The organism is Citrobacter sp. Cpo069, from assembly GCF_030332785.1.
Lineage (GTDB): Bacteria > Pseudomonadota > Gammaproteobacteria > Enterobacterales > Enterobacteriaceae > Citrobacter > Citrobacter portucalensis.
The window spans coordinates 1-12,922 of sequence record NZ_JAOWHD010000050.1 but is presented as its reverse complement, the minus strand read 5'-3'; the positions used below and the strand labels follow the sequence as shown (position 1 = coordinate 12,922).

At 54.7% G+C, this 12,922-nt stretch carries 10 protein-coding genes and 1 pseudogene; 3 read left to right on the top strand and 8 right to left on the bottom strand.

Translation table 11 applies throughout. The features are described from left to right. Window positions 1-11 precede the first annotated feature (11 nt). Window positions 12-542 (bottom strand): cytochrome b561, encoded by a 531-nt coding sequence (cybB, locus tag OGY08_RS12380; RefSeq protein ID WP_008784870.1) that lies wholly within the window; start codon window positions 540-542, stop codon window positions 12-14. Between the two features lie 189 nt (window positions 543-731). On the opposite strand from cybB, the gene gap reads away from it, so the two are divergent. Beyond that, on the top strand, window positions 732-1,733 hold the full coding sequence (gene gap / locus OGY08_RS12375; protein ID WP_125363244.1) for a type I glyceraldehyde-3-phosphate dehydrogenase: 1,002 nt from the start codon (window positions 732-734) through the stop codon (window positions 1,731-1,733). A 126-nt stretch (window positions 1,734-1,859) separates the two neighbouring features. After that, window positions 1,860-2,786: an alpha/beta hydrolase gene (locus OGY08_RS12370; protein ID WP_125363243.1), complete on the top strand. Its 927-nt coding sequence runs from the start codon at window positions 1,860-1,862 to the stop codon at window positions 2,784-2,786. Between the two features lie 41 nt (window positions 2,787-2,827). Here the strand turns inward: OGY08_RS12370 and aldA are convergent, their stop codons facing one another. The 3 genes and pseudogenes from aldA to OGY08_RS12355 all read right to left on the bottom strand — a co-directional run. Then, entirely contained in the window at window positions 2,828-4,267 is a 1,440-nt protein-coding gene (gene aldA, locus OGY08_RS12365; RefSeq protein ID WP_125363242.1) for an aldehyde dehydrogenase, read from the bottom strand. A 199-nt stretch (window positions 4,268-4,466) separates the two neighbouring features. Next, window positions 4,467-5,258, bottom strand: coding sequence for a YdcF family protein (locus OGY08_RS12360; protein ID WP_071446313.1), 792 nt, complete (start codon window positions 5,256-5,258; stop codon window positions 4,467-4,469). A 101-nt stretch (window positions 5,259-5,359) separates the two neighbouring features. After that, window positions 5,360-5,491 (bottom strand): annotated as a pseudogene (locus OGY08_RS12355) (ISAs1 family transposase); the annotation flags it as partial. Between OGY08_RS12355 and OGY08_RS12350 the strand changes: the two are divergent. Continuing rightward, window positions 5,490-5,717, top strand: a complete 228-nt coding sequence (locus OGY08_RS12350) for a SymE family type I addiction module toxin (RefSeq protein ID WP_100247282.1) — start codon at window positions 5,490-5,492, stop codon at window positions 5,715-5,717. The pseudogene OGY08_RS12355 and the gene OGY08_RS12350 overlap by 2 nt on opposite strands. Before the next feature lie 62 nt (window positions 5,718-5,779). Here OGY08_RS12350 and OGY08_RS12345 read toward each other — a convergent pair whose 3' ends face one another. From OGY08_RS12345 to OGY08_RS12330, 4 genes are all read right to left on the bottom strand, one after another. After that, entirely contained in the window at window positions 5,780-6,076 is a 297-nt protein-coding gene (locus OGY08_RS12345; protein WP_125363241.1) for a hypothetical protein, read from the bottom strand. Window positions 6,077-6,087: 11 nt separating this feature from the next. Beyond that, on the bottom strand, window positions 6,088-10,650 hold the full coding sequence (locus tag OGY08_RS12340) for an RHS repeat-associated core domain-containing protein (RefSeq protein ID WP_286565893.1): 4,563 nt from the start codon (window positions 10,648-10,650) through the stop codon (window positions 6,088-6,090). Between the two features lie 23 nt (window positions 10,651-10,673). After that, the gene (locus tag OGY08_RS12335) at window positions 10,674-11,102 is read right to left on the bottom strand and encodes a DcrB-related protein (protein WP_008784877.1); all 429 of its coding nucleotides are present in this window, start codon (window positions 11,100-11,102) and stop codon (window positions 10,674-10,676) included. Next, window positions 11,099-12,922, bottom strand: a 1,824-nt coding sequence (locus OGY08_RS12330) for a type VI secretion system Vgr family protein (RefSeq protein ID WP_286565891.1), incomplete at its 5' end; no start/stop codon positions are given. The genes OGY08_RS12330 and OGY08_RS12335, both read right to left, overlap by 4 nt.

Here is a 12,922-nt window from a genome sequence, read left to right as displayed (position 1 = left end):
GGGGCGTTACCTCAGGAGCGTTTACGCGGCATCATGCGCAACAGCGTATTATCCTTCCAGAAATAGTGATGCATCAGGGCGGCAACGGCATGCAGACCAATAACAAAATAACCCAGGTTTGCCAGCGTCACGTGCCAGGACTTCAGCATATCCACTAAATCAAAGTTAGCCTCTGCCGCATGCGGCATGACTATACCAAATGCAATCCACGGATTACCCCGGTTGTACATCATCACCAGCCCAATAATAGGCAGCACAATAAACAACAGATAGATAACCAGATGCCCCAGATGCGCCATGCCGGTCATCATTGGCTTTGGTTTTGGCACAATCGGCGGTGCCGGATATTTCAGCCTGACCAGCAGACGCGCCACCATCAGCGTTAATATCGTGATACCACAGGATACGTGCACCATGTTGAATAAGGGACGATAGCTGCGCGGGAAAAATCCGCGAAACTCCATGGCGCTATAGGCCACAATAACTAACAAAAAGACCAGCCAGTGAATACCGATTTGCAGGCCAGAATACTTATTCCCCATAACACTTCCTGAATAAAAACAATAATGCGTCAACATAACGGGCTTTTGTTAAAAATTCATTAACTTTTGTTCACCCATTTTCAGTCGCTTACGCTTAACCGCAAGAACCGCTATTGCCGAGGATGCCTGTCTGGACTAAGCCTGGTAAGGAAAATATGTCGTACCGCCTCATCCTGACAGGAGAAAACCATGAGTAAAATTGGCATTAACGGTTTTGGTCGTATCGGCCGTCTGGTATTGCGTCGGCTACTGGAAGTCAAAAGCAACGTGGAGGTTGTGGCCATTAATGACCTCACCTCGCCCAAAATTCTCGCCTATCTGTTAAAGCACGATTCAAACTACGGCCCGTTTCCCTGGAGCATCGACTTTACCGAAGACGCGCTGATTGTCGACGGTAAAAAAATCGCGGTTTACGCAGAAAAAGAGGCCAAAAATATCCCGTGGAAAACCACTGGCGCTGAGATAATCATCGAATGCACCGGTTTTTATACCTCGACAGAAAAAGCCAACGCGCACCTGGATGCAGGTGCCAAAAAAGTGCTGATATCCGCCCCGGCTGGCGACATGAAGACCATTGTCTTTAACGTCAACGACGACACAATGGATGCGAACGATCGGATTATCTCGGTCGCATCGTGCACCACCAACTGCCTGGCACCGATGGCGAAAGCGCTGCACGATAGCTTCGGTATTCAGCTTGGCACTATGACCACCATCCACGCCTACACGGGAACGCAGTCGCTGGTTGATGGTCCACGCGGGAAAGATCTGCGCGCCTCGCGGGCAGCAGCAGAGAACATCATTCCCCATACCACTGGTGCCGCCAAGGCCATTGGTCTGGTTATTCCGGCGTTGAGCGGAAAATTAAAAGGCCATGCCCAGCGTGTTCCGGTGAAAACAGGATCTGTCACGGAACTGGTATCGATATTGGGGAAAAAAGTCACTGCTGAAGAGGTCAACAACGCGCTGAAAAAAGCCACGCAAAATAATGAGTCGTTTGGTTATACCGACGAGGAAATCGTCTCGTCAGATGTCATTGGCTCGCATTTCGGTTCGGTATTTGATGCAACACAAACCGAGATTACCGAAGTGGGCGATCTGCAACTGGTAAAAACCATCGCCTGGTACGATAACGAATACGGTTTTGTCACCCAGCTTATTCGTACGCTGGATAAATTTATCCAGCTCTAATGTTCTGGCGGAGGCCTGCCTCCGCCCTCTTTCATTTCCCGCGAATTCAATACGTTGTGAGTCTCTCCCCGTTTTCAATTCACTGACTGTGCTATAGCTAACCTTTGCCACTGAGGGAGCATAGTAATGGAAGCACTGAGTCGTGAAACGTTAGAAAACATGATGGAGCAAGCCGTTGCCCACGCAACCACCGTCTCATTCTGGCCGCAGAGTGAAGCCCCCGGAGCAAAAAACAGCGATGCGGTCTTTACGCCAGAACCCCGACATACAGGAACATCTCAGTATGATCGTGCTGTCACCGGTATTCGCGCCCCGGAAATTACCGTTTATGCCCCCGAAAAACCTAACGGCGTAGGGATCCTTGTTACACCGGGAGGTTCTTACCGTCGCGTGGTGATGGATAAAGAAGGCAGCGTACTGGCACCATTCTTTAACGCCCGCGGTTATACCCTGTTTGTGATGACCTACCGCATGCCGGGTGATGGCCATGAGGAAGGTGCAAACGCGCCGCTGGCCGATGCCCAGCGCGCCATGCGCTACATTCGCGCCAACGCCCATGAATGGAAAATTAACCCTGACCGTATCGGTGTGTTGGGCTTCTCTTCCGGTGGTCACGTAGCCGCCAGTCTGGGAACCCGGTTTGCCGAACCGGTTTATACACCGATTGATAGCATAGACGAGCAACCAACGCGTCCTGCGTTCATGGCGTTGGTCTACCCGGTGATTACTCTGCGTGAAGACATCGGCCACCCGGGCTCTCGTCTTGAGCTGGTTGGCGCTACGCCCGAAAAGGAAGATCTGCGCCACTATTCTCTGGAAGAGCGAGTGGATAGCACAACGCCGCCGACGTTCCTGCTACACGCCATCGACGATCCGGCGGTGAAAGTAGAAAACAGCCTGGTTTTCTTTAATTCTCTACGTGGGCTGGGCGTTCCGGTCGAAATGCATCTGTTTGAACGCGGTAAGCACGGATTTGGTATTCGCGATGCGCAAGGGTTACCGCTGGCCATCTGGCCGGAAATGATGATGAACTGGATCGCCACCAAAGTGTGAGAATTGCGCCGGGTGGCGTACAGGTTCACCCGGCGAAAAACTTAAGACTGCAAATACACTACCTGTGTTTGCAGGTATTCATTCAGACCGTGTTTACCATCTGCCCCGCCAATCCCGGACTTGCGCCAGCCAGCGTGGAAGCCCTGCATCGCCTCGAAGTTTTCGCGATTAATATAGGTTTCGCCAAACTTCAGCCCCTTAATCGCCTTCATTGCCGTATTCAGATTCTGAGTATAGATCGATGAGGTCAATCCGTAGTCGCTGTCATTGGCCATCGTCAGCGCCTGTTCCAGCGTATCAAATGCCACCACCGGCAACACCGGACCAAACGTCTCCTCGTGCATAATCGCCATATCCTGGCGCACGTCTAACAGTAACGTCGGCGGATAGTAATAACCTTTACCGGCAACGGCTTTACCACCCAGCACCACACGGGCGCCTTCCTGCACCGCTCGCTCGACTTTTTGCTCTACACGCGCCAGCGCAGCGGCATTAATCAGCGGCCCCATCGCAATGTCATTGCGTTCGGCCGGATTGCCAAACTGCACGGCTTTCATCGCCTCACCCAGACGATTAACGAACTGGTCATAGATACCTTTCTGAACGTATACGCGCTCGGCACAGTTGCATACCTGTCCGGTATTGATCACCCGCGAGTCAACAATAGCCTTCACCGCCAGCTCAAGGTCAGCATCGTCCATCACGATAGCCGGGGCCTTGCCACCCAACTCCAGACAAACTTTGGTGATGTTTTTGGCCGCTGCGGCCATAATTTTCTCACCCGCACCGACGCTACCGGTCATGCTCACCATGGCGACCTTCGAGTTTCCGGCCAGCTCCTGCCCGACCGTTTCACCGCGTCCCAGCACCAGGTTAAAGACTCCGCGCGGTAAACCAATGTCATCAACAATTTTGGCAAAGGCGATGGCGTTATTCGGTGTGAATTCACTCGGCTTAATGACGATGGTATTTCCCGTCAGCAAGGCGGGGGCCAGTTTGCGGGCAATCAGGAAAAACGGGAAGTTCCACGGCAGAATGCCCGTCGTCACGCCCAGTGCACGCTTAAACAGCAATATATTCTCACCTGGGCGATCGCTTTGCAGGATCTCGCCTTCATAGCGACGCGCCCACTCCGCCATGTAATCGATATAGTCGGCGGTAAACGCGACTTCAACGTCAGCCAGTTGTTGAATTTTTCCACCTTCCGCCACAATCAACGCGCTGATTTCATCGGCTCGCTGGCGGATACCTGCAGAAATTTTGCGTAACCAGTTTGCCCGTTCAATGGCAGGCAACGCTTCCCATTGCGGCTGAGCGCGATCCGCGGCATCGATCGCTTTACGCGCGTCTTCGGCACGCCCATCGGGAATACGCGAGATAATCTCTTCCGTGGCCGGATTGACAACATCAATCCAGGCGTCATCGTGCCAGGTCACAAACTGCCCATCGATATACATAGGATGTTGTACGGGTACTGACATGCGGCTCTCCTGTGATTGATTTGTTTTTAACAAGTAAAACTATTGTTAATCAATATCAATCATGCATGACGCATTATCGCTGGAGTGGCGGTTCTGTGAACTGCTTCATAAAAGCGTCTGGAAAAGTGATGATGAAGAGAAAAAACGGGTGGGCTTTCTGCCCGTTTGCCGTAAAACGCCGACAAACGGGCAGCAAGAATTACAGAGAACGGCTCTCCAGTAAGTCGGTCAGCGCGGTATCATTTTTTAGCTGCTGCCAGGCTTGCTCGACGTCCTGAGGAATATCGACATGTACGATAAAATCGTGTCCACAGGGCCCGTAGCCGGTTGCATCATCACGCAGGCGCGGAAGTTCACCGGTAATGAGAGAAAGATAGCGTTCTACCGGCCACAGACCTTCTGCGGCGGGCACAAAATCCACGCCGTTGTGCTGTTGGGCCAGTTCAGGGATGAAACCAGGGAAACTCAACCAGCGCGGCGCATGCGGCTCATCGCGGGTGACGCGCTGAAACGTGGCCATTGTGCGGCGTTGCATAGTGGGATCCTGCACCACAATGACGGTATGAATACTTTCTGCCGCCTGATTCAGTAATGCACAGCTAAACCGGGCATTCTCACCGCAGTTTGTCGACTGATCTTCCACCCAAATTTTCTCACCCGGAATTTGCCAGAACTGGTGAGCAATATCGGCAAGGATCGCCGCTTCCGCGCGTCCGGTAGTACGAATGATGCTATAACGCGGATGCTGGGCAATCGCATCATACAGAAAGCGCGTGGAATGACCGATACCACCGCTAATCAGCAAGGGAACCTGTTGCTCTTTCGCGATCCGACAGGCGGCGTCGATGGTAGGAATAACCGCGTTTCCTGCCAGAATCACGCAATCTGACTGAACGGTGATATTCCCCGTAAAATCATTCTGCGCCAGCCATCGCCCTACGGTATTGATAGCCGCAAGGGTGGTTGCGGAAAGTGTCGGAAACTGACTCATATTGATGACTCCTGGTGTTTATTCGTCGCAGAATACGGCACTCTATCACAATGGCCAGGTGAGAGCGCTGAAAGACGAAAAGGGAGCCAAGTAGGGCAAGATTACGAAACCCCGCGCCCCGCAAGGACTGACGCGAGGTACTCTCTGTCCATCGTCGCTCTTCTCAGCCCTGCTTTGAATTCCTTATTTTCTGTCAAAATATTTACCGCAATATGTCTTATACCAGAAAATATGACCACATATTACTCACAGCATCCCAGCCTGCACCTCAAGGGCGACTGGCTGAAAGAGGCAGGATTTGAGACCGGACGCGGCGTGACGGTGAAGATTTCAGACGGGTGCATTGTGCTGATGGCGGACTGTAACGAGGTGCAGGAGCTCCGCGAGCAGCTTTATCTGGCGAAGCAGGTGGTTAAGGGAATTAAAGACGGGATGTTTAGTATGCTGAACGGGGATTAAATAATAAAAAACCGGAAGTTTTTTCTTCCGGCTTTTACATTGCTCAATAGCAATATTGAGACTTATCTACTACCGTAAACCGCAATAACTTCACAGGTTTTTATATCAAGATCCACATTTGTATCAAAAACCTCGATTCCACCGCATCCTATATCCATCCAGTTTTCATCTGTTATTTCTACTGAATAAAATCTGATAGAATATATTTCCTTACCAATATCTTTTCGCATATGTTGTTTAAATGAAATATAGAAATTGCTTATATCATATATTCCATTATCTTGAGCCGCGACTATAGCCTTTAATAAATACGGAGTATATTTCTTATCAATAGTAAAAATAAATTCATTTTGGTTCATACATTCCCCCGTTATAAAGGTGTTGCATCACTATGGTTGCTGACTCTACCAAAAATCTTCCAGAACCCGCCACTTGGTGTTCCTAAAGCATCAGTATAATCAGGGAATGTACTATTCGCACGGTTATGAATATTTATATCAGTTGACGAGAATACATCACTATTGTGATAGTCACCAGCTTTATTCGTCCGGTTAAAACCTCTGTCCGAATAATCGCCGTGCGTATGATATTGCCCGACTGGCGTCGAACCTTTGGGTAAACCTCCTGCAGAGTCTTTAAATGTCGGTGCTGTTCTGCCAGTTCCTAAACGACCACGTGTATATCCATAAGAACCGTCTTTAGCTCTGTATATAATCCCGCCGTATTCTCTGTTTTTAAATATAGACATCGGATTATATTTATTTAAAGCAGCTCTTGCTGCATCGTCTGCACTTGAAAAACCGCTGGTACATTTTCTTAATCCAAGCGGATCGATCCACGTCAGTGGATTCGGCGCATATGCATACTGATTCAGTCCCCCCGCCAGCCCTATCGGGTCCGGCGTAATAAACCGCCCCATATCTGGCGCATAATACCTGAATGTATTGTAGTGAAGCCCCGTTTCCCTGTCCAGATACTGACCCGCGAACCGCAGGTTTTCTTCCGGCGCACCACCCCATATCTTCCGCCACCTGCCTCCCTCTTCATCCGCGTATTCCGACCGCGTTTCTCCCCACGTCTCCACATCCTGACGCCAGTGCAGTTTCCCGTCCTCATCCGTCAGCGCCTGCGGCATACCGTTATGGCTGCAGCGGTAGTAGTCCACACGCTGTTTGTCGCCGGTGCCGTAAACCCTCGCCAGCGGCGTGTAACTCCCCGCCCCTTCGTACACGTACACCAGCGACTGTCCGTTGCGGGTCTCCGCCAGTAGCCGGAACCCTTCCCACACAAAGGTCGTCACCTCCTGCGTCCCGGTGACACGCCCGTCATCCGGCGCAGATACCGTCACCTCGCTGCGCTTTTCTGTTCGCCGCCCAAACGGGTCGTGGGTAAAAATCACCCGGTGTCGCGTATTTCCGGCCCCGGTTGCGTCCGGCATGTCCAGCACCGCTTCCGTCATCCGGTGTTCACTGTCATAACCGTAGCGCCACAGGCCACCCGGGCCCGGTTTCTGCACCATCCGGCCGTAAACATCATACCTGCACGCACCATTACCGCACTGCGTCTGCCGGTTATGTGTCAGCGACTGCCCTGCCTGCGGGGCAGTCAGCAGGTTACCTGCCGCATCGTACGTATGATGCGTCACCCCACGAAAACTGGTGTCGTGGCGACAGACGTGGTCACCGTCATCGTAATGGTAGCCCTGATAGCGGTAGTCGCTGATTTGCGTTTCACTCAGCAGGTTGTGGCGGCTGTCGTACTGCCAGTGCCACGCCTCCACCGGCCGCATCCCGTTCTCTTTGCGGTAGATTTCCCGGCGCGCCTGCCGCCCCAGTCGGTCATAACGCGTGCGTGTCGTCAGGCCGCCCTGCGTTCGACTGATTTCCCGGTGCAGGTTGTCACGGGTAAATTCCGTAATCAGCCGCTCATCCAGACTGATACTCAGCGCATGACCGCTGCCGTAATACAGCGTCTTCAGGCTGCGACCATCCGGCAGCTGAACGGATGTCCGGTTACCCAGTTCATCCAGGCTGTAGCTCACCCGGCCAGAGTCGTTCTCCTCCGCCGTCAGCCGGCCGAGCCGGTCATGCTCCAGCAGCACGCGCTGTGCAGGACTCTCTGCTCCCGGCGGATAAAACAGCGCCGCCTGCAGAGTCCCTCCCGTCGTGTACCGGTAGACCGTGTGCCCGTCCGGCGTTTGCTTATCGGTCACTTCCCCGGCTGCGTTATACTGCCAGCGGTGCGTCAGCGCATCCGGCGTGCCGGCCGCCCAGGTTTTACTGACCACCCGGTCACAGACATCGTATTCGTAGCGGGTGATAACACCATCCAGACCCCGCTCTTCCGTCAGATGCCCATTTATGCCGTGGATAAACCGGTACAGCTCACCACTTTCGTTATACAAACGCGTCAGCCGGTTGCGCGCGTCATATTCACGCCGCACGGTATGGCCCAGCGGGTCAGTCACCACGCTCACCCGCCCACAGGCATCATACTGCCAGCGCACCGGATTATTGTGTCCCACCCGGTAGCTTTCCGGCAGCCCCTGTGCCGTCCAGGACAGGCTGGCCGTCCAGTCCTCCGCACCGGAAACCATTTTTAGCCTGCCTGCCGGGCTGTAAACATAGCGGGTACTCTCCCCGGCCGCATCCACCTCCTCGGCCAGCCTGTAAGCCGCATCGTACCGGTACTGCGTTGTTTTCCCGGAACAGTCCTGAACGCTGATAAGCTGCCCACGCTCATTACAGCTAAAGCGTTGTACGCCGCCCTTTTCATCTGTGAATTCGACGACCTGGCCCCATTCATCACGACGGTAATAACAGCACAGCCCGAGTGCATTGATTTCTGCACGCAGACCAAAGTTCGCATCATAAAAATACTGGTGTACGCTTCCCTCCGGCCCGCAGGCCTGAACAGGCAGCGCCCGGTCTTCAAGCCAGCGTGTACAAACGGCCCGGCCCAGCGGGTCGGTCTCCAGAATCATGTTTCCCGCATTATCATAGTGATATGCTCTGCTGGCACCCAACGGGTCGACGGTACGCGAAAGCTGCCCGTCCTCGTTCCACTCATAGCCCCATACCTGCCCGGATTCATCGGTGTACTTCTCCACCAGATAGCGACGATCCCATTCATGCCGGTGCGTTTCGCCACCGCCATGGGTGACGATGGTCACGCCCTGTGTCAGGTCATAACCAATCGTGGCGCTGTCACCTCCGCTGGACTCATAGGCCACCACCCGCCAGCCGTCGCTGAACTTTTTCCACTGATAGCGGTGACGGGCCCCGCCGGGCATCCGGTGCCCTGCCATCAGGGCGTCCGGGGTGTAATCAAATTCACGCAGGCAGACATCATCCGCATCGGTCACACGGTACAGTTCCCCCTGCGGGGTGTAGTCGTAGGACATCAGTAGCCGATGAACCGGCTCGCCACCGGGGGGGGCCGGGGTGAGCATGTGCTCAGTGATCCGGGTCGGACGCTGCGGGGAGTGTAAGTCCTGATAATGCAGCACCACCCGCAGGCTTTCCTGGGTATCGGTAATCGCCTGCAGGCGATCCTGTTCGTCATAATGGAGCCGCAAGCCATTGCCATAATTATCCGACAGCAGGTGCAGGCGCAGTTGCGAGGGCGCTGACGGGTGCGGAAGATAGAGCCGCCAGGTGGCGCCGTCCAGATCACCAATCACCACCATGCCCTGTTCGCTCTGCGCAAATAACAGTCCTTCATCGGGACTGAATCCTGCCTCACCCGGCGGGGGACAGACAAAACGGAGTTCGCGTCCCCCTTCATCATGGAAGCAGGCGTATTCCTCCTCCCTGACCACGCGGGTTTCAAATGCGGTGCGCCAGCCGCGACCAAAGAGCCCTTCATGCGGGTTACGGCTGTTGTAGATGCGCTGCCAGATGAGAGGGAAACGGGCCGGGAGCTCAAAATCACAGTCCTCTTCCCCGCTCAGAACCTTCGCGCCCGTCGCGGCATGTACCGGATTCCACAGTGCCCGCACAGATTCGCCAATCTTACTGGCAAGCATTGCCGCCGCCATCCCCATTATCATGCAGGGAAGCTGTTTCAGTAGCTTAGTGGGGCGGCACGTCAGGACGGAAAGCGCGAGCAGCGCGGTTTCCACGCCGGGTGATTTGCCGCTATGAATAGGGCGAACCACAACCGGTTTACCCCCGATGATGACGTTGGGAGAGACCACCGTGGAAACGGTGCCGCCGCAGGTTGTCCGGTCTCCGGTGCGGACGGCAGGCAGACCATTGATACTGACCTGAGAGGAGCCTTCGGCCATAAACTGTATCGGGTTCGGTGGGTGTTTTTCGCATAGCACCACATCATGCTCAGCTTCCACCACCCCGCCTGACGGCCCGGCCACGACAGGGTTAATCAACTCACCCAGCAGTTCGCTGCCATAGCTGAACAGTGCAGACACCCCGTTCAGCACTTTCATCCCTGTGGACATCCGGGCGTCCTCTTCTTCCCGCCGCGTCTTCTCTTCCGCCTCCATTTTTTCCCGCGTGGCGTTTTCGGCGGCGGTCATCAGACGCCCCGCAGCTCTGGCGGCAGGCAGACCATTGGTCTGCACATTTAAAGAACCTGTCGCAATTTTCCCCTGCGGTGACGGGGGGGAGATAAAGTTTGCCGCGCCCTGAGCAATATCGCCGACAACCTCAGAAGCACCCGATAACGAAACTGTCAGCCCTCCGACAATGCCCGCGGCTGTACAGGTTGTTGCGGCGACTGACGCTGCCGCAACCGTCGCAGCTGACACGCCTGCAGCAGTTGCCGCCGCGGCGGCAAGAGGGGCTGCAGCAGCAACCACGACGACCCCAACAGCAACGCAAATAGCCGCTTCAAAAGCTCCCTCCAGTATATCGGCCAGAATACTGGTATGAATGATGTCGTCGCCCAGACGGGCGGCGTTCGGATTGCTCATGGCAAAACGTCCTCTGTCTGATCTCAGTCCCTGTCCAGCGTATTTTTAACCTGCAGCCAGAACCGTTCGTCCTCTTCGCTAAAGGTATTCAGTGCGGTGCAGGTCAGCATCAGCAGCCGCCGTTCTGGCATCAGTACGGCCAGCTGGCGCTGGCAACAAAAATAAGGTTCACGAAGATATGTAGCCGTCGTTTCCCGGGCGGGACAGTCAGGCAATAAAGGCAACGTTAATGTGACGGGTGGCGTCTGTTGATAGTTATCGATCTGTGCAGCCACCTGTGCCCACTGGAATACCAGTTCGTCATCAAACGACCTGTCCCCGGCAATAACTGCGCGGGTGATCACCAGTGAGGTGTGGGTGCGGGTATTGCGAATAACCTGCATCGTGCAGTCAAGCCAGTCTTCTCCGGTCAGCGCCAGATGGCCTTCATTCATGCGGTAAATGGCGTTCATTTTCCGCCCCCCGTCTCTTCGGGGAATAATCCCTGTATAATGCTGGTTAAGTCTTTTTTATGGTTTTTACCGACAACGCCAATAGCCGGGGCGGGCTCTTCCGGATTCAGGCCCAGCATAGCTGTGCCTGTCGTAATGAGACTGTTACCCTCAGCCACGATGTTAAACGCCTTGCCCTTAAGGTTAATCACGCCCCCGGCATGCAACTCCAGTGCACTCTCCCCACATTCCAGCCGGATCATGGAACCTGAGCCGATGACCACATTTCCCGCGCTTTGCATTATCCTGTCGCCGCCGTTAAAACAGGTCACATCGGTTTTGACATTCACTTCCTGAAACTGCCGAATATTGAGCAGCTGGTGCCCGTCAATTTTGACATCTTCGTTGGCGGTCACGACTTTCAGCCGGTTATTGCCCACTACCAGACTCTGGTTACGAATGATCGCCGTACCCTGATCGTTGAGTACCGTCGTCTTCATGTCCTTCTGCGCATGCATCGACAACAGTTCCTGACCTGTTTTATCCTCGAACATCAGCTCGTTATACCCGCTACCTTTATAGGTTTTCGAGCGGATGGTCATCTGCGTCTTCGTCCCCGGCAGACCGCCCGGCGGCGGGTTATCCGCATGGTACGTCCGCCCCATGATGATTGGCTGGTCAGGGTCCCCGTTCAGGAAGTCCACTATCACCTCCTGTCCCACCCGCGGTATCGCCAGGTTGCCGAACCCCGGTCCCGCCCACGCCTGCACCACCCGTATCCAGCACGAGCTGTCCTGGTTCGCCGGGTTATACCGGTCCCAGTTAAACTTCACCCGCACCCGGCCATGTTCGTCACAGAAGATTTCCTCCCCCTCCGGGCCGGTAACAGTGGCTGACTGCGGGCCGTCCACTGACGGCTTTTCCATTGGCCGGGGCCGCCACGTCCTGTCCGCCGGTATCACCGTAAAATCATTCTCAAGGGTGGTCCCTGAACCGGAACGCCCCGCCACCGCCTGCGGCTGTTTCCCCTGCAAATCGCTGCTCACCACCTGCCATTCACGGTTCAGGCCCGCCTGCGGATGTTCCGTCAGCTGAATACGCCGCCCCGGCCATATTGCCGGAGAACGACTTTTTCCCTGCGCCTCTTCGGCATTATTGCGCCAGCCCTCCACCTGCCAGCGGGCGAAGTTCTGCCCGTGGTCGTCCTTGAAGCGCCCCGGATAATCAAACACTTCATACTGTGTACGCTGATAATCCTGGTTCTGCCCCTGCTGCTCAAAGCGGCCCGCCCAGCCGGGGCGTTTAAAGGTGTAGTCCTTGCCAATGACAGAAGAGGGGCGTATCTGTGCGCTGTGGCGGAACTGGCTGATGCACGGCGTGCTCACTTCGGTCCGGGTATTCGGGTTCCACGGGATGTCAAACACCTCCGGCAGAAAGCGCACCGTGTCACACAGCACCAGACTCTGGTCGTCGCTGTCAGGCGAGTGCTCTTCGTAGAAGAACAGTCCTTCCTCCGCCGCCATCCGCGCCAGAAAGTCATAATCCGTTTCACCGTACTGCACGCAGAATTCCCGCGCCGGATGCGCCTCACTGAACAGCGGACTCCAGTCCGTCACCCCGTTTTCCTGCAATATCGTCCCCAGAATGCTTTTAATGTCCTCATTCTGAAAAATACGGGAGTTCTGCCGCAGGGAGGCACGCCACACCGGTGGCCGGACAATCATGCTGTACAGCATCTGGTGTCCGTCGTTTTCACCCTGCTCAAACCAGGTCACAATACCGTTCACCCGGCGCTGTATCTCCGTGCCCTGCCAGATTTTAAGATGGGCTGTTTTTTCCAG

What these genes read in the sequence shown, in the direction of transcription:
- cybB (WP_008784870.1), bottom strand. Translation starts at nt 542, where the DNA reads ATGGGGAATAAGTATTCTGGCCTGCAAATCGGTATTCACTGGCTGGTC.
- gap (WP_125363244.1), top strand. Translation starts at nt 732, where the DNA reads ATGAGTAAAATTGGCATTAACGGTTTTGGTCGTATCGGCCGTCTGGTA.
- OGY08_RS12370 (WP_125363243.1), top strand. Translation starts at nt 1,860, where the DNA reads ATGGAAGCACTGAGTCGTGAAACGTTAGAAAACATGATGGAGCAAGCC.
- aldA (WP_125363242.1), bottom strand. Translation starts at nt 4,267, where the DNA reads ATGTCAGTACCCGTACAACATCCTATGTATATCGATGGGCAGTTTGTG.
- OGY08_RS12360 (WP_071446313.1), bottom strand. Translation starts at nt 5,258, where the DNA reads ATGAGTCAGTTTCCGACACTTTCCGCAACCACCCTTGCGGCTATCAAT.
- OGY08_RS12350 (WP_100247282.1), top strand. Translation starts at nt 5,490, where the DNA reads ATGACCACATATTACTCACAGCATCCCAGCCTGCACCTCAAGGGCGAC.
- OGY08_RS12345 (WP_125363241.1), bottom strand. Translation starts at nt 6,076, where the DNA reads ATGAACCAAAATGAATTTATTTTTACTATTGATAAGAAATATACTCCG.
- OGY08_RS12340 (WP_286565893.1), bottom strand. Translation starts at nt 10,650, where the DNA reads ATGAGCAATCCGAACGCCGCCCGTCTGGGCGACGACATCATTCATACC.
- OGY08_RS12335 (WP_008784877.1), bottom strand. Translation starts at nt 11,102, where the DNA reads ATGAACGCCATTTACCGCATGAATGAAGGCCATCTGGCGCTGACCGGA.